General features: G+C 64.9%; 19 protein-coding genes. 9 read left to right on the top strand and 10 right to left on the bottom strand.

The genetic code is table 11. The features are described 5' to 3' along the window. Positions 1-41: 41 nt before the first annotated feature. The 3 genes from CVM73_RS23295 (at position 42) to CVM73_RS23285 (ending at position 3,541) form a co-directional block, all read left to right on the top strand. Entirely contained in the window at positions 42-1,361 is a 1,320-nt protein-coding gene (locus tag CVM73_RS23295) for a 2-hydroxycarboxylate transporter family protein (protein ID WP_100234195.1), read from the top strand. Between the two features lie 197 nt (positions 1,362-1,558). Beyond that, the gene (locus CVM73_RS23290; RefSeq protein WP_245452412.1) at positions 1,559-2,449 is read left to right on the top strand and encodes an alpha/beta fold hydrolase; all 891 of its coding nucleotides are present in this window, start codon (positions 1,559-1,561) and stop codon (positions 2,447-2,449) included. A 126-nt stretch (positions 2,450-2,575) separates the two neighbouring features. After that, positions 2,576-3,541 (top strand): tripartite tricarboxylate transporter substrate-binding protein, encoded by a 966-nt coding sequence (locus tag CVM73_RS23285; protein WP_100234194.1) that lies wholly within the window; start codon positions 2,576-2,578, stop codon positions 3,539-3,541. Positions 3,542-3,695: 154 nt separating this feature from the next. On the opposite strand, the gene CVM73_RS23280 is transcribed toward CVM73_RS23285, so the two are convergent. The 3 genes from CVM73_RS23280 to CVM73_RS23275 form a co-directional block, all read right to left on the bottom strand. Continuing rightward, complete coding sequence (locus CVM73_RS23280) at positions 3,696-5,558, bottom strand: ABC-F family ATP-binding cassette domain-containing protein (protein ID WP_100234193.1); 1,863 nt, start codon at positions 5,556-5,558, stop codon at positions 3,696-3,698. Positions 5,559-5,665: 107 nt separating this feature from the next. Continuing rightward, positions 5,666-5,839: a hypothetical protein gene (locus CVM73_RS40465; protein ID WP_167407008.1), complete on the bottom strand. Its 174-nt coding sequence runs from the start codon at positions 5,837-5,839 to the stop codon at positions 5,666-5,668. A gap of 214 nt (positions 5,840-6,053) precedes the next feature. Further along, positions 6,054-6,311 carry a sulfur globule protein precursor gene (locus tag CVM73_RS23275; protein ID WP_100234192.1) on the bottom strand — a complete coding sequence of 86 codons (258 nt, stop codon included), beginning with the start codon at positions 6,309-6,311 and terminating at the stop codon, positions 6,054-6,056. Between the two features lie 310 nt (positions 6,312-6,621). Here CVM73_RS23275 and ndk point away from each other — a divergent pair, with 310 nt between their 5' ends. The 3 genes from ndk to CVM73_RS23255 all read left to right on the top strand — a co-directional run bounded on the left by ndk (position 6,622) and on the right by CVM73_RS23255 (position 10,499). Further along, entirely contained in the window at positions 6,622-7,044 is a 423-nt protein-coding gene (gene ndk / locus CVM73_RS23270) for a nucleoside-diphosphate kinase (protein WP_100234191.1), read from the top strand. Between the two features lie 44 nt (positions 7,045-7,088). Further along, complete coding sequence (locus CVM73_RS23265) at positions 7,089-7,949, top strand: TerC family protein (protein WP_100234190.1); 861 nt, start codon at positions 7,089-7,091, stop codon at positions 7,947-7,949. A 504-nt stretch (positions 7,950-8,453) separates the two neighbouring features. Further along, complete coding sequence (locus tag CVM73_RS23255; RefSeq protein WP_167407007.1) at positions 8,454-10,499, top strand: TonB-dependent receptor; 2,046 nt, start codon at positions 8,454-8,456, stop codon at positions 10,497-10,499. Positions 10,500-10,506: 7 nt separating this feature from the next. Here CVM73_RS23255 and CVM73_RS23250 read toward each other — a convergent pair whose 3' ends face one another. The 5 genes from CVM73_RS23250 to CVM73_RS23230 all read right to left on the bottom strand — a co-directional run bounded on the left by CVM73_RS23250 (position 10,507) and on the right by CVM73_RS23230 (position 16,541). Further along, positions 10,507-10,818 (bottom strand): DUF3240 family protein, encoded by a 312-nt coding sequence (locus CVM73_RS23250; RefSeq protein ID WP_100234188.1) that lies wholly within the window; start codon positions 10,816-10,818, stop codon positions 10,507-10,509. Continuing rightward, entirely contained in the window at positions 10,815-13,889 is a 3,075-nt protein-coding gene (locus CVM73_RS23245; protein ID WP_100234187.1) for an efflux RND transporter permease subunit, read from the bottom strand. Before CVM73_RS23245 ends, CVM73_RS23250 begins: the two co-directional genes overlap by 4 nt. Further along, complete coding sequence (locus CVM73_RS23240) at positions 13,890-15,023, bottom strand: efflux RND transporter periplasmic adaptor subunit (protein WP_100234186.1); 1,134 nt, start codon at positions 15,021-15,023, stop codon at positions 13,890-13,892. It lies immediately after the preceding gene. Between the two features lie 667 nt (positions 15,024-15,690). Further along, the gene (locus CVM73_RS23235) at positions 15,691-16,254 is read right to left on the bottom strand and encodes a cytochrome b/b6 domain-containing protein (RefSeq protein WP_100234185.1); all 564 of its coding nucleotides are present in this window, start codon (positions 16,252-16,254) and stop codon (positions 15,691-15,693) included. Positions 16,255-16,265: 11 nt separating this feature from the next. Next, positions 16,266-16,541 (bottom strand): PepSY domain-containing protein, encoded by a 276-nt coding sequence (locus CVM73_RS23230; RefSeq protein WP_100234184.1) that lies wholly within the window; start codon positions 16,539-16,541, stop codon positions 16,266-16,268. A gap of 133 nt (positions 16,542-16,674) precedes the next feature. Between CVM73_RS23230 and CVM73_RS23225 the strand changes: the two genes are divergently transcribed. The 3 genes from CVM73_RS23225 to CVM73_RS23215 are packed head-to-tail and all read left to right on the top strand — an operon-like array spanning position 16,675 to position 19,096. Further along, the gene (locus CVM73_RS23225) at positions 16,675-17,001 is read left to right on the top strand and encodes a PepSY domain-containing protein (protein ID WP_100234183.1); all 327 of its coding nucleotides are present in this window, start codon (positions 16,675-16,677) and stop codon (positions 16,999-17,001) included. After that, complete coding sequence (locus tag CVM73_RS23220) at positions 17,001-17,666, top strand: response regulator transcription factor (protein ID WP_100234182.1); 666 nt, start codon at positions 17,001-17,003, stop codon at positions 17,664-17,666. Before CVM73_RS23225 ends, CVM73_RS23220 begins: the two co-directional genes overlap by 1 nt. After that, a complete protein-coding gene (locus CVM73_RS23215; protein ID WP_100234181.1) occupies positions 17,663-19,096 on the top strand; it encodes a sensor histidine kinase in 1,434 nt (477 codons plus the stop codon). The genes CVM73_RS23220 and CVM73_RS23215 overlap by 4 nt, the downstream gene beginning before the upstream one ends. 50 nt (positions 19,097-19,146) lie before the next feature. Here CVM73_RS23215 and ppx read toward each other — a convergent pair whose 3' ends face one another. Then, the gene (gene ppx / locus CVM73_RS23210) at positions 19,147-20,649 is read right to left on the bottom strand and encodes an exopolyphosphatase (RefSeq protein ID WP_100234180.1); all 1,503 of its coding nucleotides are present in this window, start codon (positions 20,647-20,649) and stop codon (positions 19,147-19,149) included. A gap of 15 nt (positions 20,650-20,664) precedes the next feature. Next, the coding region (locus CVM73_RS23205; protein WP_167407006.1) for an RNA degradosome polyphosphate kinase at positions 20,665-22,360 on the bottom strand (1,696 nt) is incomplete at its 5' end.

Here is a 22,360-nt window from a genome sequence, read left to right as displayed (position 1 = left end):
TCCGCTCGCCACGAGAAACCATAACAGCGGAGGGACCCTTGGTGGACACGACATATCGCGCGGCTGAGGCGCCGCAGACTGCGGTTGCGACGAATCTCGCCCGTCTCAAGATTGGCCCGTTGCCGATCGGCATCTATGGCGCGGCGGCGCTCGTCTGCGCTGCTGCCGTCTATTCCGGCAAGCTGCCGAACGACGTGATCGGTGGCCTATCGGTCCTGATGCTGCTCGGCTTCCTGCTGGGCAAGCTCGGCCAAACCATTCCGGTGCTGAACCGGATCGGCGGCACGGCGATCCTCTGCCTGTTCGTGCCGTCGGCCCTGGTGAGCTATGGCCTGGTGCCGGATGCGGCCTTGAAGGCGATCACGACCACGTTCCGCACCGCCAACTTTCAGTATTTCTTCATCGCCTGCCTCGTCGCGGGCTCGATCCTCGGCATGCCCTACCGGGTCCTGGTTCAGGGCTTCATTCGCATGTTCGTTCCGCTCCTGATCGGCACGATCGCGGCCGTCATGGCAGGCATCGCCGTCGGGCTTCTGTTCGGCCACAGCCCGAAGGACACGTTCTTCTTCGTCATCATTCCGATCGTCGGCGGCGGCCTTGCGGAAGGCGTGCTGCCGCTCTCCATCGCCTATTCCGAGATGTTGCATCGGTCGCAAGCCGAGCTTGTGGCGCAGATGGTGCCGGCGGCGCTGCTCGGCAACGTCGTCGCGATCGTCAGCGCAGGCCTGCTGGCCCGCCTTGGCGAGAAGCGGGCCCACCTCAATGGCAGAGGGATGCTGGTCAAGACCGGAGACGACGACATTCTCGGCGAAGCGCGGCCGGACCAGCCGATCGATCTCGGACTGCTCGGCGCCGGCATGGTGCTGTCGTGCGGCTTGTTCGTGCTCGGCATGATCCTGGCGCCGCTCACCGGCATCCCCGGACCGATCATGATGATCATCGCCGCGGTGGCATTGAAGCTGACCAGGTTGCTACCGGCCGAGATGGAGCTCGGCGCTTATCAGATCAACAAGTTCATGTCGACCAACCTGACTTTCGCGATCCTGGTGGCGATGGGGACATTGCTGGTCTCGTGGCAGCAGCTCGTGGCCTCCTTCAATCCAGGCTACATCATGATCTGCACCACCACGGTGCTGGCGATGATCGTGTCGGGATTCTTCGTCGGCAAGTGGCTGAACATGTATCCGGTCGAGGCGGCGATCGTGACCGCCTGCCACTCGGGCCTCGGCGGCACCGGCGACGTCGCCATTCTCGGCGCCGCGGATCGCATGGGCCTGATGGCGTTCGCCCAGATCGCCACCCGCGTCGGCGGCGCGATCATGATCGTGATCGCGACACTCTTGATGAAGTCGCTGTCCTGATACGGGCCGCGGCCTTTCGCGCAGGACCAATGTTCCAGAGGAGATTTGCAATGCTCGAATTCGAACAGGTTGAATCGTGCTCCGATCGATCAGAGACCGGGTTGACGCGCCGCCATCTGATGTCGATCGCGTTGACAACAGGTGCCCTCGGTTCGGCCATATTGGCACCGGGTGCTTTCGCTCAGGAGAATAATGCCGTGACGACCAACGCGCTGCAAAAGTTGCTGCCAGGGTTTCAACAGAAGCGCCTCAAGACCAGCGGCGCCGAGATCAACGCGCTCGTGAAGGGCGAGGGGCCGCCGCTGCTGTTGCTGCACGGACACCCGCAGACATTGGCGTGCTGGCACAGGGTCGCCCCCAAGCTCGCAGAGCGTTTCACCGTGGTGCTGACCGATCTGCGCGGCTACGGCGACTCGAGCAAGCCCGACGGCGGCACCGACCATATCGCATATTCCAAGCGGGAAATGGCGCGGGATCAGGTCGAAGTGATGCGCGCGCTCGGCTTTGACCGCTTCCAGGCCGTCGGCCATGATCGCGGCGGGCGGGTTCTGCATCGTCTGTTGCTGGATCATCCGGACGCCGTCTCCAGGGCGGTCCTGCTCGACATCGCGCCGACCGCGACGATGTACGCCAAGGCGAACAAGGAGTTCGCCACGCGCTACATGTGGTGGTTCTTTCTCATCCAGCCGGCGCCGCTTCCGGAAACCTTGATCGGCAACAATCTGGAATTCTATCTTCAGACCCATATCAACAAGCAGAACAAGACGCCGGGCGCCATCGATCCGGTTGCACTCGAAGAGTACCGCCGGTGCTACACCCGCGAGACGCTGCACGCCGTCTGCGAGGATTATCGCGCTGCCGCCGGGATCGACCTGATCCACGATGAGGCGGATTCCGACAAGAGAATCGGATGCCCGTTGCTCGTGCTGTGGGGCGGAAAGGGCGTCGTGGGGTCGAGTTACGACGTGCTTGACACATGGCGCGCCAAGGCGAAGGACGTCCGAGGCGGAAGCCTGCCTTGCGGCCATTATCTGCCGGAAGAGGCACCGGAGCTGCTCCTCGAGCAGCTCAACGCCTTCCTCGCGTAGTTAGGCGGCGCGCGTCGGCGGTGCGGTCACGATCGCGATCGCAACGCGCTCGTCGAATCCTGCTTTCCCGATGGTCTTGCGGCCAGGAATAGGCTCATATGGAGCCATAAGAACTTGGAGGAAAGTATGCGGTTCATTGCTCTCGTATCGGCGCTGCTTCTGCCGCTCAGTGCGGCCGTCGCCCAGGACTATCCGACCAGGCCTATCACCATGCTGGTGCCGTTCGCCGCCGGCGGACCGACCGACACCATCGCGCGCCTGACGGCGGCCGGCATGGCGAAATCCCTGGGACAGCAGGTCATCGTCGAGAACGCGACCGGCGCCGGCGGCACCATCGGCACGACCCGCGCCGCGCGCGCCCAGCCGGACGGCTACACGCTGCTGATCCATCATGTCGGCATCTCGACCGCCGCGACGCTGTACCGCAATTTGAGCTATGACACGAAGACGGCCTTTGCGCCGATCGGGCTTGTGACCAACGCGCCGATGACCATCATCGCGCGTCCGGATTTCCCGGCCGGCACGCTCAAGGAGCTGGTCGCTTACGCCCAGCAGCAGGGTGACAAGCTGACTTACGCCAATGCCGGGTTAGGTGCGGCATCGCATCTCTGCGGCATGTTGTTCATGACGGCGATCCAGAAGCAGCTCACCACGGTGCCCTACAAGGGCAATGGTCCGATCATGAACGATCTGCTTGGCAAGCAGATCGATCTCACCTGCGACCAGGCGACGAACACCACCGGGCCGATCACGGCCAAGCAGGTCAAGGCCTATGCGATCACCACCAAGGAGCGGCTGAAGAGCCTGCCCGATCTGCCGACCGCCGACGAGGCCGGCCTCAAGGGGTTCGAGCTCGGCGTCTGGCACGGCATCTATGCGCCCAAGGGCACGCCGCCGGCGATCGTGCAGAAGCTGACGGCAGCGCTCCAGGCGGCGCTCAAGGATCCCGCATTGATCGCACGCTTCAACGACATCAACACCGAGCCGGTCCCGCAGGACAAGGCGACGCCTGAGGCGCTGGGCGCGATGCTGACGAGTGAAATCGACCGCTGGGCTCCGATCATCAAGGCTGCCGGGCAATACGCGGACTGAGCGATTCCGGCGCGCCATCGCCCTGCTGGAGCAGGCCCACTGAGCGGGTAAAGCGCAGCTCGCTCAATGGCTAGTGTATCGGTATTATAGTGCCGGTACTGTGCATGGGGTTGTTTTGCAGGTTTTGATTGGGCGGCCTTGGGGCGCGGAGACGCTACCCCGCCGCCTCGTCAAACTGCGTGCTCGCTTCGAGCCATTGCTCCTCGGCGCGCGCCAGCGCATCGGCCGCATTGGCGCGCGCCTTCGACAGTTGCGCGGCCTGCTTGGGATCGCGCGTAAAGATGTCGGGCAGGGCGAGCGCCGTATCGATCTTGGTGATGATCTCGCTGACGCGGGCGATCTCGCTTTCGGCTTCGGCGATGCGCTTCTTCAGCGAGCCGCGATTGTCCGACCTCTGGCGCTGCGGCTTTTCGCTTGCGCCGTTGCGCTCGCGCTCAGTGCTTTCCGCGTTGCGCGCGGACAGCACCAGGCGGCGGTACTCGTCGAGATCGCCGTCGTAATTGGTCACGGTGCGGTCTGCGACGATCCAGAGCCGCTCGGCGCAGGCCTCGATCAGGTAGCGGTCGTGCGAGACCATGATCACCGCGCCGGGAAACTCGTTGATCGCTTCCGCAAGCGCGGCGCGGCTGTCGATGTCGAGATGGTTGGTCGGCTCGTCCAGGATGATCATGTTGGGGCCGAAGAAGGTCGCAAGGCCCAGGAGGAGCCGCGCCTTCTCGCCGCCCGACAATTTGCCGGCCTTGGTGTCGGCGGCCTTGCCGGAGAAGCCGATCGCGCCGGCGCGAGCGCGCACTTTCGCCTCCGGCGCATCGCCCATCAGCTTGCGGACGTGGTCGTAGGCGGAGGCGTCCTCGTTGAGCTCGTCGAGCTGGTGCTGCGCGAAATAGGCGATCGACAGCTTGTCGGCGCGCGTCACCTTGCCCGAGAACGGCGCAAGACGCCCGGCGAGCAGTTTGACCAACGTCGACTTGCCGTTGCCGTTGGCGCCCAGCAGCGCGATGCGATCGTCGTTGTCGATGCGCAGGGTGACGCGGCTCAGCACGGGCGTTGCCGGATCGTAGCCGACCGAGGCGTTGTCGACGGCGATGATCGGCGGCGACAGGATCTTTTCCGGCGCCGGAAAGCTGATCTCGCGCACATCCTCGGTGACCAGCGCCGTGATCGGCTTCAGCCGCTCCAGCATCTTCACGCGAGACTGCGCCTGGCGCGCTTTGGAGGCCTTGGCCTTGAAGCGATCGACGAAGGACTGCAGGCGGGCGCGCTCGGCCTCTTGTCGCTTGACCGCCTTGGCATCCAGCAGCTCGCGCGCGGCACGCTGCTCCTCGAACGAGGAATAGGTGCCCTTGTAGAGCGTGAGCTTGCCGCGCTCCAGATGCAGGATCTGGTCGACCGAGCTTTCCAGGAGGTCGCGGTCGTGGCTGATCACGATCACCGTGCGCGGATAATGCGCGAGGTGATCCTCCAGCCACAGCGTGCCTTCGAGGTCGAGATAGTTGGTGGGCTCGTCGAGCAGCAGAAGGTCGGGGGCCGCGAACAGCGTCGCGGCGAGCGCGACGCGCATGCGCCAGCCGCCGGAGAACTCGGCGCAGGGGCGGAGCTGATCGGCGGCGGAAAAGCCGAGGCCCGAGAGGATCGCGGCGGCACGGCTCGGCGCCGAATGTGCGTCGATGTCGACGAGCCGGGGCTGGATCTCGGCGATCCGGTGCGGATCGGTCGCGTGCTCGGCCTCAGCGAGCAGCGCGTCGCGTTCGAGGTCGGCCTTGAGCACGACCGAGATCAGGCTTTCGGGGCCGTTCGGCGCTTCCTGAGCCAGGCTGCCGATGCGCCAGCGCGGCGGCAGGGTCGCCGAACCGTGCTCGGCCGCGAGCTCGCCGCGGATCACCTTGAACAGCGTCGACTTGCCGGTGCCGTTGCGCCCGACCAGGCCGACGCGCGATCCCGGCGTGATCTGCACGGAACTCTGGTCAATAAGAAGGCGTCCGGCCAGGCGGATGGAGAGGTCGGTGATAGCAAGCATGCGGCCTTGTCACCGCAAGGCGCCTCGAACGCAACCCGTTTTTCCGTAAGGTCATTGTTTGAGCATGATCTTTCCGAAAAACCGCTTCACACGTTTCCGGATCATGCTCAGTGCGGCTCGCGCTCGCGCCGCCTCAATTCGTTGAGGAGCTGCTCGAGATTTTCCGGGAGGCGCGGTTCGGGCCGGAGGCTCTGCTGGAGCCGCTCGCCCACGGCATCGCAAATCGAGCGGCTGGTGCGCCGGTCAATCTGTTCGCTGTCATTGGCAAAGGGCCCAGCCATCGCAAGGTTCCGTGCTTTCAAAGTAAGGACACGGTACCAAGTCATTGCCGGCCAAATGGTTTCGCCGACCGTGGGGAATGCGGGTCATTCTCGTAAAAATTGTATGAACGGCGCCTTTTCTACTCAAGGCAAAGCCCCGGCGAGGGGAGCGCCGGGGCTTCTCTTGGAAGGTACCTTGGGGGGCGTAGGTACCTTTATGAAGGTGCTGACGGGTTCAGTAGCAGCGGTTGACCAGCCGCCAGCGGGGTCCCCAGGGGGTCGGGACCAGCCGGCGCACATAGCAGCCGCCATAACCGTAGGAGACGGGGGCTCCGGCATAGAAGCGCGGGCCACCCCAGCCGTGGCCGTGGTGCCAGCCGCCGCCGTGCCAGCCCCAGCCGCCGCCATGCCAATGGGCGGATGCAGAGGTCGGCGCCAGCGCGGCACCCAGCGCGACCGCGGCGACAGCGGCAAGCGAAAGTTTCCTCAACATGGTGATCTCCTCAAGTCTGCCGGCGCGGGGGGATCCGCGTCGATGGAAAGGCCGCCGAAACGGTCCGCCTGATGATCAGGCTTCGGTTTCGATGGACCCGACCTTACGCCGGCGAAGCTGAACCGAACCCTGACGGCGGTTTCAGATTGGGTTCATCTGGGTGAAATTGTTGTCATCCGGCTGAAACCGGCAGCCCGCCCCTGCGGCGAAGCGCCCGTGAGGCCGTTTCGGCGGTCGCTTGCCGTCCGGCAAAGGCGCCGATATAAGCCCCGCAACTCCGAACCACCGCTTTCTTCCCAAGGACAAGATAATGGCCATCGAACGCACTTTCTCGATCATCAAGCCCGACGCGACCGAGCGTAACCTGACCGGCGCGGTCAATGCCGTGATCGAGAAAGCGGGCCTGCGCATCGTCGCGCAGAAGCGCATCCGCATGACCAAGGAGCAGGCCGAGACCTTCTACGCCGTCCACAAGGCGCGCCCGTTCTTCGGCGAGCTCGTGGAGTTCATGACCTCCGGTCCGGTCGTGGTTCAGGTTCTGGAAGGCGAGGGCGCGATCGCCAAGTACCGCGAGGTGATGGGCGCGACCGATCCGGCCAAGGCGGCCGAAGGCACCGTGCGCAAGCTCTACGCCAAGTCGATCGGCGAGAACTCGGTGCACGGTTCGGATGCGCCGGAGACCGCCGCGGTCGAGATCGCGCAGTTCTTCTCGGGCAACGAGATCGTCGGCTGATCCATCAGCCGACAGGTTAGAGGCGACGGGCGAAAGGACTGATTGTGGACTGGCTCTGGCAGATCTTCGATCCCGCTACGATCGGGGCGTTCTTCACCCAGTTTCGCAACGAGATGGCTGCACCGACGTTCTGGCTAGCGGTCGGCAAGATCATCTGGATCAACATCCTGCTCTCCGGCGACAATGCGCTGGTGATCGCACTCGCCTGCCGCGGTCTCTCGCCGCGGCACCGGCTCTGGGGCATGATCTTCGGTGCCGGCGCAGCGGTGATGCTGCGCATCATCTTCACCGGCATCGTCGCGAGCCTGATGGAGCTGCCGTACCTCAAGCTGGTCGGCGGTCTCGCGCTGATCGTGATCGCGGCCAAGCTCCTGGTGCCGGAGAACGAGGACGAGGACGACGTCGAGTCCGCCTCGCATCTGTGGCAGGCCGTGCAGATCGTCGTGGTCGCCGACATCGTCATGAGTCTCGACAACGTCATTGCGGTCGCGGCTGCAGCCAATGGCAGCGTGCCGCTCTTGATCCTCGGCCTTGCCATCAGCGTGCCGCTGATCGTCGCCGGTGCGGCCCTGATCATGGCGCTGCTCGCAAAGCTGCCGGTGCTGGTCTGGGCTGGTGCTGCGCTGCTCGGCTGGATCGCGGGCGAGGTGATCGCGACCGACCCCGGCGTCGCGCCGAGGCTGCACACGCTGTTCGACGGCCCACTCGGGACCTCGCTGGACAGCATGCTCGGCGCGCTACGCATCGCGCCGCAGTTCGGCCATGGCGGCGGAGGCGGCGAATATCTCTGCGCCGCGCTCGGCGTCGTGGTCGTGCTGGTGGTCGGCTCCATCTGGCGCCGACGCAGCCTGATCCAGGCAGCGCTGGAATCCTCTGAGAACCACGCCAAGGCGTCGGTGGAGTGACTGACTGCAGCCGGTGCCTCGCTGAGCCGGCTGCGATCTATGGTTGGAGCGCGGCAGCTGGTCAGCGGCCCGGTGTGCCGCTTCTCCCCATATTTAGATCTTGTCTCATTCTAAACTACTGAAAATAAAGGCGCTTTCATTGACTCGGTGACTGTTCGCGCGGCACGTCGCTCCCGGTATTCATCTTATCAAACCGGAAGCTGCTGCGAGATGCCGTCGAGAGTCATTTGCCGTCCCATTGCTATCCTGGCGTCCACCGTCAAAGCGCTTCCGCGGTTCTCCAGCCCGACGGCATTCGCGGCCTCCGTGGTCTCCATCGCCTTGTGCAGCGACGGCCTCCTGCACGGAGCCAACGCGCAAAGCGCCGGGACGACGACGGAGCAGGGGGCTACGTTGCCGGCGGTGACCGTCACCGCAGATGCGCCAAAGCCGCGCGCACGTCCACGATCCAATCCCGGCCGAAGGGCGGGTCGTCAAACTGCGCCCGCGAATGAGCGGGCCAAGATGCAGGCGGAAGCGGTCCCCAATGCTGCGAGGCCGGGGGTTCTCCCGCCGTCCTATGCAGGCGGGCAGGTGGCCCGCGGCGGCCAGGTCGGCCTGCTCGGCAACAAGGATTTCATGGATACGCCGTTCAACATCACGAGCTACACGGCGAAGAAGATCGAAGATCAACAGGCCGTCACGGTCGCCGACGTCGTCAGCAATGATCCCTCGGTCCGTTTCACCGGCCAGACCGGCGGCATCCTCGACTCCTTCTTCATCCGCGGCTTTCCGATCGGCGAGGGCAATGCCGGAGAAATTGCCTTCAACGGTGTCTATGGCGTTGCACCGAACTATCGTGTGTTCACCGATTACGTCGAGCGCATCGAGATCATCAAGGGCCCGACTGCGCTGCTTTACGGCATGGCGCCAAACAGCAGCGTCGGCGGCACCATCAACATCGTGTCGAAGCGTGCAGGGGATGTCGATCTCACGCGAGTCACGACCGATTACGCGACGAACACCCAGCTCGGCACCCATGTCGACGTGAGCCGACGGTTCGGCGAGAACCGCGAATTCGGCATTCGCGTCAATGGCAGCTATCACAATGGCGATACGCCGCTGGACAACCAGACCCGGGAGGCGCATGTCGGCTCCGCGGCGTTCGACTATCGCGGTGAGAAATTCAGAGCTTCGCTCGACTTCATCGATCAGGAAGAGAAGTTCGACGCGCCGACGAGGCCGTTCCTGGTCGCAACGGGCGTAGCCGTCCCGACCGCGCCGGTCGGGCGGCGCAACGTCACGCAGGCCTGGGAATGGGCCAAGGTTCACGACAACTCGCTGCTGGCGCGCGCCGAATACGATGTGACGGAGTCCGTGACGGTGTTCGCCGACGCCGGCGGCGGCAGGACCCAGGTCGATCGTCTCTTCGGGACGCCGACGATCCAGAACGCCGCCGGCAATACCACATCGATACCAGGGCGCTTCAAGTTCGACATCGACAGGAACGTGGCCGACGCCGGCGTGCGGGCCCGGATGGAGACCGGCGCCATCAGTCATGCCGTGAGCTTCCAGGGCAGCTACTACATGGACGAGGTTTCGCGCGGCTCGGTGAACGGTACGGCGGTGTCGTCCAACATCTATGCGCCGATCGCCCGTCCCCAGCAACTCGTTCCGGCTCCCGCGACCGTGCCGAGGCTGTCGGACACCGAGCTGACCGGCATTGCGCTGGCCGACACCCTGTCGGTTCTCCAGGAGCGGCTTCAGCTGACGGTCGGCGTCAGGCAGCAGGGCGTCAGGTCGAACAACTACAACACCACCACGGGAGCCGTGACCTCGGCGTACGACCAGACGGCGTTCACACCGTTGGTCGGCGTGGTGGTCAAGCCCTGGAGTAACGTTTCGCTTTACGCGAACTACATCGAAGGGCTCAGCAAAGGCGAGACCGCACCGACCGGGGCGTTCAATCAAGGCGAGGTCCTTGCGCCGTATTTCAGCAAGCAGAAGGAAGCAGGCGTCAAGGTCGATTTCGGCGCCCTCGCAACCACGGTCAGCCTGTTCGAGATCACCAAGCCGTCGGGACAGCTGGGTGCCGGCAACGTCTTCCGGGCTGATCAGGAGCAGCGCAATCGCGGCGTGGAATTCACCGTGTTCGGAGAAGTGCAGCCCGGCATTCGCGTTCTTGGCGGCGTGACGTTGATCGACGCGGAGCTGACGAAGACGAGCACGCTGGCCAATCTCGGCAAGACGCCGATCGGAGTGCCCGAGGTGCAGGCCAATCTGTCCGCCGAATGGGATACTCCGTTCGCCCCGGGACTGACATTGGTCGCCAACACCATCTATACCGGGCACCAATATCTGAATGGGGCAAATACGCAGGTTGTCCCGGCCTGGACGAGGCTCGACCTGGGTGCGCGCTACAACACGCGCATCAATAACCGGCCCGTGACGGTTCGCGCTCTGGTCCAGAACGTGTTCGACACCAATTACTGGGCTGGCGTCGCAAGCTTCTCCGCACTGGCGCAAGGCGCGCCGCGAACCCTGCTCTTGTCGATGTCGACGGATTTTTGAGGTGGGTTCAATCGATCGTGCCGAATTCCGTCACGGGCATCGTCCAATAGACGAGTTTGGTTCCGGCAAATGAAACCCGCAGCCGGTCGAGCAAGCCATTGGCGTCACTCTCCGCCAGGATCATCTGCACGGCGGTCTGATCGGCGTGCCCCTTCACGCGTTCGGCGGCCGTCTGCAATCGAACGTCTGCGCCGTGACCGGCTCCGTGCGATGCCGTGAAGCCCGAAACGAGGTCGCTCTGTTCGGTGAGATAGTCGAGTACCTCGTCGCGGAGCTGACGCGGCACAATCAGCGTGAGACAGACCGGCTGATCGGTCATTTCGCCACCTTCGACGTTCCGCCATAGCGGCGATACAGGATCGGCAGGAGAATCAGAGTGAGCAGGGTGGAGGACAACAGCCCTCCGATCACGACGATCGCGAGCGGTCGCTGCACTTCGGACCCTGGCCCGGATGCGAACAGCAGCGGGATCAAGCCAAGCGCCGTGATGCTCGCGGTCATCAGCACCGGTCGAAGCCTGCGCATGGCACCCTCGACGACGATACGATCCTCGCTCAGGCCATGAGCGCGGAGTTGATTGAAGTAGGACACCAGAACGACACCATTGAGCACGGCGATGCCGAGCAGCGCGATGAATCCGACCGAGGCCGGCACCGACAGGTACTCACCGGTCAGGACCAGGGCGAAGACGCCCCCGATCAGGGCGAAGGGAATGTTGACCAGCACCAGCAGGGCCTGCCGGATGGCGCCGAATGTGGTGAAGAGCAGCAGGAAGATGAGACCGATCGCGACCGGAACCACGATGGACAGGCGTGCGGCGGCGCGTTGCTGGTTCTCGAACTGCCCGCCCCACGTCAGCCGGTAGCCGTTCGGGAGCGGAAGTTCGCTCGCAACCTTCTGGCGGGCCGCTTCGACGAAGCCGACCATGTCGCGGCCCCGGATGTTGGCGCGAACGACGCTCATGCGCGCGCCATCTTCGCGGTCGATCTTCACCGGCCCGTCCACGCGCTGAATTCGTGCGACCTGCGACAGCGCGACATGCTGCCCGGAAGCGAGTGTCAGCGGCAGGCTTGCCAGCAGCGTCGGCGCCTCCCGGGTCGTCTCGCTGCCGCGGACGAGAATCGGTGTGCGGCGTCCTTCCTCGAGCGCGGTCCCGATCGTTCGGCCCTCGATCTGGGTACGGAGCGAGTTTACGATGGAATCCACGGTCAGGCCGAGGCGGCCGGCCTCCATGCGATTGACCGCAACCGTATAATATTGAGCGCCTTCGTTCAGCGTGGTGTAGACGTCCTCGGCCCCGTCGATGCTGGACAGGATGGCCGACAGCTTGGCCGCGGTTTCGTTCAGCCTGGCGATGTCCGGACCGAAGATCTTGACCGCGACGTCGCCCCGCACGCCGCTGATCATCTCCTGCACGCGCATGTCGATGGGTTGGGTGAAGCTGAGCGAGATGCCGGGAAAGCCGGTCAGAACCTCGCGGAGCTTCTGCAGCAGAGCCTCGCGAGTGTCGGTCTGCCGCTCGGCGGCCGGCTTGAGCACAAGGAACGTGTCGGTCTGGTTGGGTCCCATGGGATCGAGGCCAAGCTCGTCCGACCCTGTCCGCGCGACGATGCCGGCAATATCAGGCACGGCCAGAAGTGCTTTCTGGAGCCTCGCATTCATCGCAAGCGACTCGTCGAGGTTGACGGAAGGCAACGTCTCCACGCTGACGATGACGTCGCCTTCGTCCATCGTCGGCATGAAGGTCTTGCCGAGCTTGGTATAGGCGAATCCCGCAGCGAGCAGGCCGATCAGCGCCGCAGCCATCACCTTGCGCTCGTTCTTCAGGGCCCAGTCCAATGCAGGCGCGTAGACCCGTTGCGCCGCACGGACCAGAATGGGATCGCGATGTGAGGCGGACTTCAGCACATGGGAGGTCATGACCGGGACCACGGTGAGCGCCAGCAGCAGTGAACCGGCGAGCGCGAAGATGATGGCCAGCGCGACAGGGATGAATAGCTTCCCCTCCAATCCCTGCAGGGTCAGCAGGGGTATGAACACGATGATGATGATGAGCACGCCCGAGGCGACCGGTTCCAGGACTTCGCAAACCGAACGGTACACCAGGTGGATCAGTGGAGCAGCTTTGCTCGGTTCGTGCTTGCCGAGGTTGCCGACGATGTTCTCGACCACGACGACCAGCGCGTCGATCAACATGCCGATCGCGATCGCAAGTCCGCCGAGGCTCATCAGGTTGGCCGACATCCCCGCCACGCGCATGACGATCAAGGCGATGACGATGGCCAGCGGCAGGGTGAGAGCGATCACCAGCGAGGCCCGCCAGTTGCCGAGGAAGAGCAGCAGGAGAACGATGACGAGGGCGGTGGCCTCGCCGAGCGCTCGCACCACGGTACCGACGGCGCGGTTGACCAGGCGGCTGCGGTCGTAAAACACGTTGATGGAGACGCTTTTCGGCAGCGAGGGTTGCAGCTCGGCGAGCCGGGCGCGCACGTCGCGGACGAGCTGACCCGCGTTGGCGCCGCGCAAGCCGAGGACGAGCCCCTCGACGGTCTCACCGCTGCCGTCCGACGTGACCGCGCCAGAGCGGGTCAGCGTCCCGACTTTGACGCTCGCCACGTCGTTGACCAGGATCGGCACGCCCTCGCGGGTGTCGACGACGATGGCCTTGATGTCTTCGACCGATCGGATGCTGCCCTCGATCCGGACCAAGGCGCTGTCCTCGCCCTGGTTCACCCGTCCGGCGCCGTCATTGCGGCTGTTGGCTTCGATGGCGCGGCGAAACAGGTCGTAGGAAATGCCGCGCGCGGCAAGCGCATCGTTACGCGGCACGATCTCGAAGGCGCGGACGTAACCGCCGAGCGCATTGACGTCCGCAACGCCGGCGACGGTCCGCAGCGCGGGACGGATCACCCAATCAAGCAAGGTCCGGCGCTCGGCGAGCGAGAGCTCGGGACTGTCGATCGTGAACATGAACATCTCGCCGAGGGGGCTCGTGATCGGCGCAAGACCTCCGCTGACCCCGTCGGGGAAATCACGCGCGATATTCGATAGCCGCTCCGATACCTGATTGCGCGCCCAGTAGATGTCGGTGCCGTCCTCGAAATCGACGGTGATGTCGGCCAGTGCATATTTCGTGGTCGAACGAAGCACCTTCTTGTTCGGCAATCCAAGCAGTTCGAACTCGACGGGGACCGTGATGCGCTGCTCGACCTCTTCGGGCGTCAGGCCCGGCGCCTTCATGATGATCTTGACCTGAACCGGTGAGACGTCGGGAAACGCGTCGATCGGCAGGCCGGGCAGGAGAACGGCGCCGGCACCTACCAGCAGCAACACACCCAGCAGGACGAACAGTCGTTGCGAAAGTGCGAACGCGACCAGGCGCCGGAGCATCTATTGCCCCAATCCCGAGAGAATGCCGCGAAGCGCCGAGATACCGCCGATCGCGATCTGGTCCTGGTCCGTGATGGGACCGGACACCACGACATGGTCTTGATCTTCCGCAACGAGCTTGACCGGGACCAGCCGGAAGCCGCCGGCTACGGCGGCGAACACTGAGGTCTGTTCGCCCCGCCGCACCAGCCCGGAGTAGGGAATCTCCCACGCGCTTTCTCCGGCGGAGAGAAAGCCGATGCGGGCAGCGGCGGTCTGACCGGGATGCAGCTCTCCGTCATTAGGGATCTCCGCGCGAACCAAAATGGTCTGAGTGGCAGGGTCGATGGTCTCGGAGACCAGCACGACCTTGCCGGAGGTGGGATAGCCCTCGATCTCGACTTTCGCGCCGGTGCGAATTGTTCGAATATTGGCGGCGGGAACCGCGATCTCGGCCCATAGCGGTGAGAGACGCGCCAGCTTGACGAGCGGCGCGGATTGTTCGAGCCGCTGCCCCGGCGATACCGTGACCTCGACCACGGACGCGGTTTGCGGTGCGTTGACTGTAAGCGTCGCGCTGATCGCCGCTTCCTGGGCCAGCCGGGCAATGGCCTCGTCGGACATCCCGCTCAGATGCAGCATCTGACGCCGCTCGGCGACCACGAGAGCGGCCTGGCGCGCTTCGGCCTGGCTGGCCTCCAGCACGCGCTGCGGCACGGCCTTGCCCTCGAATAGATCGATGTTCCGCTTGAGCTGCTGGCTGGCGAGAAGCTCCTGTGCGATCGCGTGCAAATAGTCGCGTTGCTGAGAGACGAAACTTGGACTCTCCAGGGTGACCAGCGGCTGGCCGGCCGAGGCGCGGTCACCGCGCCCGACGAGGAGATTGGCGACCATGCCGGCCACAGGCGCGCTGACGACCCACAATTGCTGCGTGGGGATCACGATCTGGACGGGGTAGGGCAGCGTCAGATCGGTCCGGATCGCGACCGGATGGGTCACGCGCACGCCGAGATTCCGCGCCTGCGCATCGCTCAGCTTCAGTTCATCCTGTGCGTTCGACGCCGAAGGCCACAAGCCCAGTGCAAGCGCAAGCAGAGCGCGGGCACCCGCGTTCCGAGCAAGGCTCGGAAGGAATATCCAAGGGTGGAATTGCATGATGGATATGGCCCGACACACCGCGTCTTGCGGCTCACTTACGCCAGCGCGCGCCCGGTGAGTTGATGTGCATCAAGCGCGGCTCGACCTCGGAGCATATTTTGAAGAGCCGAAATCGATCGCAGCTGCTGATCGGGTCTACAGGAGCAAAGTCGTGAACTTGAGCAAACATACCTGCACGCTGCTAAGCGCTGTGATTGCCTCGCTCGCTCTTGCGCAGCCAGCGCTTTCCCATAGCGGGATGGCGCAAGATCCCTGGAGCCCCGCGCACCTCGACATGCTCCCGGCCGAAATCCGCGCAGACGTGCGGAAATGGGACGCTGCCTGCGGGGGCTCAATCGCCGCCGCTCAACATTTTGCGCTCTATCTGACCGTGCCAGGCGCCGAGTTCGTGGCTCTGCATTTCGACGATTTTCGCTGCCGTAACAGGGCGGTTCATTGCGGGTCTGCAGGGTGTCTGCACCAGGTGTATGTCTCGAACGGCGGACGTTACAGGCGCGTGCTTGCGGTACATGCTTACGACGTTCGGCTATCTTCTTCTCACGATCAGGCGGTCCTCGAAGTTCTGGACGGGAGTGGGAAGAGCCGAACATTGCGGTGGAACGGAAGTCGTTTCGTCGGAAGATAAGCTTTTGCATTATGAGGACCTTTCGTATCGGGGCATCGCTCACGATGGACGCTTCCGACCGGTGATCATCGCTTTCACCAGGCTTTCGCGGTGCTCGAAGCTCGCCACGAGGACGCCAAGCACATGGACGACGACGAGGCCGATCGTGAGATTGGCGAACGCCTCATGCACCTCCTCCACCCATTTTGCGCCCCAGAAGGTGCCGGTCGTCATCATGTAACCGGTGGTGCAGGTGCCGATCAGTGTGACGATCAGCACCACGACCATGGCGCCGCCGGCTGGATTGTGGCCGAGATAGCGTGGCGCCCTGAGCAGCGCCATGTCGCGCATGTAGGCGAGCACTGCGCGCGGGGAACGAACGAAGTCGCTGAAGCGCGCATGGCGCGGCCCAACGAAGCCCCACGCGATCCGTAGCGCAAGCAACCCGGCAATCGTGTAGCCGGCAGCGATATGGACATTTTCTATCTCGTCACCCGTCGCATAAGCGAGCAGAAGCAGCCCGGCCAGCCACCAATGGAACACGCGGATGAAAGGGTCCCAGACCTTGACCGCGGCCGGCGACTTCTCGCCGCCGGCTACCATCGTGTCGTGAATGGCGCTCATGGCGCAGCCCCTTACAGCTGACCGACGATCTGGCCGCTGGTCGGGTCGACGAACAATTCGATCCGGCTGCCAGACTTGTCGATGGTGTAGAGTTCGCCACAGGCATTCTTGAGCTTGGCCTTCTGAACCTTGTAGCCTTGGGCTTCGATCCTGGCCTGCAATTGTTCGAGCGGTAGCCAACTGGTCTGTGGCGCTGCAGTGCAAGGGCGGCCGAGGCTGCCGGCATGAGCGGTCGCGGCGGCTGCGAGCAAAGCGGCGGTAGCGGTGAAGATGGTGATCGTGCGCATGGTTGTCTCCGGCTTGTGGCGCCCGGTCGCGTCATGCGGCGGGGCGATGTGCGGACATTGGCAGAAGAGCCCTGACCGCCGCCTGTTGATCCACGTCAGCGATCTGTCAGGTCGAACAGCGCATACTTTACCGATGCAGCCCCCTCGCTTCCTGGAGTTCGTCGCGGTGCCATTGCTGGCGGGAGTCCTACTCGCGTCGGTGCCTGCGGCAGCAAGCGACCACGATAGAGGTGCACCCGACGCGGTTCGCCGCGCAGTCGAGGCGGGCGAGATCAGGTCACTCGCCGACATTCTCGCGTCACTTCGTGGCAAGCTGCCGGGCGAGGTTGCCGGGGTCGAGATAGAGCGCGAGCGCGGCCGCTGGATTTACGAGTTTCGCCTCGTCGACGACAAGGGCCGCCTCTACGAAGCGTACGTGGATGCGCGCAGCGGCGAGATTGAACGCATCAAGGAGAAGTGATGCGCCTGCTGCTTGTGGAGGACGACCGACGGATCGCGGCCGATGTGGAGAGGGCGCTGCGTGCGGCCGGCTATGTGGTCGAGACCGTCCGCAACGGCGAGGAAGCCTGGTTCCGCGGTGACACCGAGGATTACGGTGCCGTCGTCCTCGATCTCGGCTTGCCCGGCATGGACGGTCTGGCAGTACTCAAGCGCTGGCGCGCGAACAGTCGTTCCATGCCGGTGCTGATCCTGACGGCGCGCGGCAGCTGGGCCGAGCGCGTCGATGGCATCGACGCGGGCGCCGACGACTACCTGCCCAAGCCGTTCCGCATGGAGGAATTGCTGGCGCGGCTGCGCTCGATCGTGCGCCGCTCGGCGGGGCATGCCTCCCCACGGATTGTCGCCGGCGATGTCGAACTCGACGAGCGTCAGATGAAGGTGACGTTGCGCGGCGTACCCGTCGCGTTGTCGCCATTGGAATACCGCCTGATCGCCTTTCTCTTGCACCACCGCGGCCGTGTGGTGTCGCAGCAAGAGCTCGACGAGAACGTCTATGGCCACGGCGAGGACCACGAATCGAACGCGCTCGAAGTGCTGGTCGGTCGAGTGCGCAAGAAGCTCGGTGCCGATCTGATCGAGACCAGGCGCGGCTTTGGCTATCTGGTACCGGAGACCACGCCATGAGTTGGGGCTCGCTGCGGCTCCGACTGGTCGCCGGCGGACTCGTAGCTATCCTGATCGCGCTGACGATTGCCGGCGCCGGGCTGACGTTGCTGTTCGAACGCCACGTCACGCGCACCATCGGCGACGACCTCGACGTCTATCTGAAGCAACTCGTCGCGGGGATCGACGCCGATGCGCAGGGCAAGCTGGTGGTGGGCCGGCCGCCGACCGATCCTCGTTTTGCCGACCCCCTTTCGGGTTTGTACTGGCAGGTATCGGACGACGGCGGTCAGGTGCTGCGTTCACGTTCGCTGTGGGACACGGCGTTGGACCTGCCGCAGGATGAGCCGTCGCCTCGCGAATTGCACCATCACATCATCCTAGGACCCGCGAACGCACGGCTCCTGGTCAGCGAACGCCGCGTGCTGCTCACCGTGGGCGACCGCCGCGCGCCGGTGCGCGTCGCTGTGGCGGCCGATCTCGCCCGCGTGTCGGCCGCCGCCTCGCAATTCGCCCGGGATCTGGCGCTGGCGCTCGGCGTGCTGGGGCTGGTGCTGGCGGCGGCCACCTCGATCCAGGTCGGACTGGGCTTGCGTCCGCTCGACGCACTTCGCCGCGGCGTCGCGGACGTCCGCTCCGGGCAACGCAAGCATCTCCCCGTCGATGTCCCTGCCGAGGTCAAGCCTCTGGTGGAAGAGGTGAACAGCCTGATCGACGCCCAAGAACGCGAGATCGAGCGTTCGCGCAGCCGCGCCGCTGATCTGGCGCATGGCCTGAAGACCCCGCTCGCCGCACTCTCCGCCGATGTCGCGCTTTTGCGTCAGCGAGGCGAGCAGGACGTCGCCCGGGCAATCGAAGCCGCCGGCGATACGATGAGCCGTCACGTCGACCGCGAGCTCGCGCGCGCCCGGGCGTGGGGGACGGCTCGACAGCGCGGCGGTATTTCCACGCCCCTCAGGCCGCTTGTCCAGTCCCTGATGCTTACGCTGGCGCGCACGCCCACTGCGCAGCGGCTGGAATTCAAGACTTGCATAACGGGCGAACCGAGCGTGCCGCTCGATCGCACCGATCTGGCCGAAGTGCTGGGCAATCTCCTGGAAAATGCCGCCCGTCACGCCAAGAGCCAGGTGCGCATCGCCGCCGATGCCACCGCGAATGCGGCGATCTCTGTCGAGGATGACGGCCCGGGGATCGCGTCCGCAGAACGCGCCCGTGTGCTCGAACGCGGCGTAAGGCTGGATGAGCGCGGCGAAGGTGCCGGCCTCGGCCTCGCGATCGTTCAGGACGTGCTCAGTGCCTATGGGTGGCAGCTTGTTCTCACCGGCTCCGAACTCGGCGGACTGAAAGCCATCGTCGCGCCAAGGGACGGCCGCGATCGAATGACTGCTCCAGACCCAAACCGCCCGCGCGGCAGGGACGCTGCGGCGGGCGAAACGAACGCGTCGATATGATGTTCCGTCCCGTTGCCTCGTCCCGACGGCCCAGGCGCCGTTTCTGTTTGTCAGCGCCTCACGATCGAGCCGGCGCGGCCGATCAGGCGGGCGAGTTGACGGAAGCGGCTGCCGACGCGGTCGGCGACGAGGTCGCCGAGGCGGTGCTCGAACACCAGCATCAATTTGCGGCCCTGGGTGCGGAAATGCGTGGCGGGCAAGACGCCCGGACGCGCCGCCGAGATCAGATGCGCGACGCGGAACGCAGCGCCCAAGAGGCGCGCGCGTTCGAGCTGCGCCGGCGTCAGTAAGTCCTGCATGGTGGCCGGCGGCTGGTTCTCCTCGCTGAGGCCGGCGTAGCGATAAAACACGGACAGGCCGACGAAGGCGCGTTCGGTGTGGGTAATCGCGCCGAAATTGCCGTTGACGACGAGGCTCAGCGTCTGCTCACCGCGGTGGTCGGGATGCACGCGCCAGCCGATGTCGGAGAGCAGGCACGCGGTGTGACGCAGGCGCCGGTCCTCTTCGGTCTCGCGCAGCTTCACGACGCGGACCAGGCGGTCGGTCCAGGCGATCAGCTCGCGGGCGTGTTTCGCCGAGCGTGACAGCAACTGGTTCAGCTCCTCGGCCGCGCAGATCAGCCCGTCCTTGTTGCGCTCGGTCTCCGGCAACTTCTCGTGCAGCAGGCCCTCGCGCACGCCGAAGGTCGAGAACACGATCGTCTTGGGTTTTGCGACGCGGATGATGTGCTCGAGCACCAGCGCCGCATAGGTGAGGAGCGGTCGACGCGCGTCGGCGACGATCTCGATGTCGGCGAGCATGTCGGCGGCAGCGAGGCGCCGGAGACGGCGCGAGAAGTCGAGCGCTTCAGCCGCCGAAATCGAATAGCCATGCATCACCTGGAGCGGATAGCCGCTCTGGATGATGTGGATGCGCGCGAGCGCGCGCCAGGTGCCGCCGACGGCATAAAAGGTGCGGCCGCGACCGGTGGTGAGCTGCGGTACCTCGTCGAGCTCCTCGCGCACGATGCGATCGGCGCGCTTGAGCGATTTGTGCGCGAGGTCCTGGAGCGCGGGCCCGCCGAGCGGCAGCGTCACGCCGCTACGTACGGCGTTCTTGCGCACGTCGATCAATTCGAGCGAGCCGCCGCCGAGGTCGCCGACGATGCCGTCGGGAAAGTGGATGCCGGAGATCACACCGAGTGCCGACAGCCGCGCCTCGCGCGGGCCCGACAGGATCTCGATCTTGACCGCGCAGATCCGCTCGGCCTTGGCGATGAAGTCGGGGCCGTTGGAGGCATCGCGGCAGGCCGCGGTCGCAATCGCGAACACGCGCCCGACCTGCATCACACGGCACAATGCGCGGAAGCGCTTGAGCGAAGTCAGCGCCTTGTCGACGGCGTCGGGCGCGAGCAGGCCCGTGCTCTGCACCTCGCGCCCGAGGCCGCACAGCGTCTTCTCGTTGAAGATCGGGATGAGGCTCCGCGACAGTCCCTCGTAGACGACGAGACGAACCGAGTTGGAGCCGATGTCGATAACCGCGACGCTCGAGCCGCGCTTGCGCGGCCGCTTCACGTCGCAAATCCCCGATCAGGATTGATGGCGTTCGTTCCGGCGCGTGAGACGACGCGGCGAGGATTCCTTGAGCGACTTTCCACGGCCAGACAGACTCGGATTTGTCATGAAGTAGTTGTGGACGTTGAAAGGCTCCTCGCCCTTCGCGGTCTTCATACGCGTTGAAGACCCATCCGGCAACAACTGCCAGCTCTGCTCATTGTCCTTCAGGTTCGCGACCATGATCTGTTCGAGAACCTGCTGATGCACCGTGGGATTTTGCAGCGGACACAGCACCTCGACGCGGCGGTCGAGGTTGCGCGGCATCATGTCGGCGGAGGAGATATACACAGCCGCTTTCGCGCCCGGCAGGCCCTGGCCCATGCCGAAGCAGTAGATTCGGCCGTGTTCCAGGAAGCGCCCGATGATCGACTTGACCCTGATATTCTCCGACAGGCCGGGGATGCCGGGCCTGAGGCAACAGATGCCGCGTACCACGAGCTCGACCTGGACGCCGGCCTGGGAGGCCTCGTAGAGCGCGTCGATGATGTCGGGGTCGACCAGCGCATTCATCTTCATCCAGACCGCGCCGGGCCGGCCGTGCCGCGCATGCGCGGTTTCGCCTTGAATGTGCTCGATGATGCGCTTGCGCAAGGTCAGCGGCGACACCGCCATCTTTTCCAGATCGCTCGGCGCGGCATAGCCGGTGATGAAATTGAACACGCGCGCGGCATCGCGGCCGATGGTCGGGTCGGAGGTGAAGTAGGAGAGGTCGGTGTAGATGCGCGCGGTGACCGGGTGATAGTTGCCGGTGCCGGTATGGACGTAGGTCGTGAGGCTGCCGCCCTCGCGGCGCACCACCATCGAGAGTTTGGCGTGCGTCTTCAATTCGAGGAAGCCGTAGACGACCTGCACGCCGGCGCGTTCGAGATCGCGCGCCCAGCGGATGTTTGCTTCTTCGTCGAACCGCGCCTTCAGCTCGATCAACGCTGTCACGGATTTGCCGGCTTCGGCCGCCTCCGCGAGCGCGCGCACGATCGGCGAGTTGTTGGAGGTGCGGTAGAGCGTCTGCTTGATCGCGACGACGTCAGGGTCGCGCGCGGCCTGCTGAAGGAACTGCACCACGACGTCGAAGGATTCGTAGGGATGATGGACCACGAGATCCTTTTGCCGGATCGCGGCGAAGATGTCGCCGCCATGCTCGCGCACGCGTTCGGGATGGCGTGGTACGTAAGGGGTGAATTCGAGGTCGGGCCGGTCGAGGCGGGTGAGCTGCGAGAGCTCGTTCATCGCCTGCACGCCGTCGACCAGGAAGACCTCGTCGTCGGCGGCCGACAGCGCATGCTGCACGAAGCTGCGCAGCTCTTCCGGCATCTTGGCGTCGATCTCGAGCCGGATCACCGATCCGCGGCGGCGGCGCTTCAGCGCGGTCTCGAACAGGCGGACGAGGTCTTCGGCCTCTTCCTCGATTTCGAGCTCGGAGTCGCGGATGATGCGGAAGGCGCCCTGGCCGTGCAGATTGTAGCCGGGGAACAGGCGGTTGATGAACAGGGCGGTGGCCTGTTCCAGCGAGATCAGCCGGACGGCCTTGCCGTCGGCCGGCAGGCGGATGAAGCGGTCGATCTTGCCTGGCATGCGGATCAGCGCGTTCATCTGCTTGCCGTCGGCAGCGCGCGTGAGCTGCAGCGCGATCGTGAAGCCGAGGCTGGGGATGAACGGGAAGGGGTGGGCG

This window comes from Bradyrhizobium forestalis (assembly GCF_002795245.1).
Taxonomy (GTDB): Bacteria; Pseudomonadota; Alphaproteobacteria; order Rhizobiales; family Xanthobacteraceae; genus Bradyrhizobium; species Bradyrhizobium forestalis.
Note: the sequence above shows the minus strand (reverse complement) of the source record. Positions and strands in the feature narration are given on the sequence as shown.

Excerpts from the sequence above, each read along its gene's own strand:
- CVM73_RS23285 (WP_100234194.1), top strand. The coding sequence starts at position 2,576 with ATGCGGTTCATTGCTCTCGTATCGGCGCTGCTTCTGCCGCTCAGTGCG.
- CVM73_RS23280 (WP_100234193.1), bottom strand. The coding sequence starts at position 5,558 with ATGCTTGCTATCACCGACCTCTCCATCCGCCTGGCCGGACGCCTTCTT.
- CVM73_RS40465 (WP_167407008.1), bottom strand. The coding sequence starts at position 5,839 with ATGGCTGGGCCCTTTGCCAATGACAGCGAACAGATTGACCGGCGCACC.
- CVM73_RS23275 (WP_100234192.1), bottom strand. The coding sequence starts at position 6,311 with ATGTTGAGGAAACTTTCGCTTGCCGCTGTCGCCGCGGTCGCGCTGGGT.
- ndk (WP_100234191.1), top strand. The coding sequence starts at position 6,622 with ATGGCCATCGAACGCACTTTCTCGATCATCAAGCCCGACGCGACCGAG.
- CVM73_RS23255 (WP_167407007.1), top strand. The coding sequence starts at position 8,454 with ATGCAGGCGGAAGCGGTCCCCAATGCTGCGAGGCCGGGGGTTCTCCCG.
- CVM73_RS23250 (WP_100234188.1), bottom strand. The coding sequence starts at position 10,818 with ATGACCGATCAGCCGGTCTGTCTCACGCTGATTGTGCCGCGTCAGCTC.
- CVM73_RS23245 (WP_100234187.1), bottom strand. The coding sequence starts at position 13,889 with ATGCTCCGGCGCCTGGTCGCGTTCGCACTTTCGCAACGACTGTTCGTC.
- CVM73_RS23240 (WP_100234186.1), bottom strand. The coding sequence starts at position 15,023 with ATGCAATTCCACCCTTGGATATTCCTTCCGAGCCTTGCTCGGAACGCG.
- CVM73_RS23235 (WP_100234185.1), bottom strand. The coding sequence starts at position 16,254 with ATGAGCGCCATTCACGACACGATGGTAGCCGGCGGCGAGAAGTCGCCG.
- CVM73_RS23230 (WP_100234184.1), bottom strand. The coding sequence starts at position 16,541 with ATGCGCACGATCACCATCTTCACCGCTACCGCCGCTTTGCTCGCAGCC.
- CVM73_RS23225 (WP_100234183.1), top strand. The coding sequence starts at position 16,675 with ATGCAGCCCCCTCGCTTCCTGGAGTTCGTCGCGGTGCCATTGCTGGCG.
- CVM73_RS23220 (WP_100234182.1), top strand. The coding sequence starts at position 17,001 with ATGCGCCTGCTGCTTGTGGAGGACGACCGACGGATCGCGGCCGATGTG.
- CVM73_RS23215 (WP_100234181.1), top strand. The coding sequence starts at position 17,663 with ATGAGTTGGGGCTCGCTGCGGCTCCGACTGGTCGCCGGCGGACTCGTA.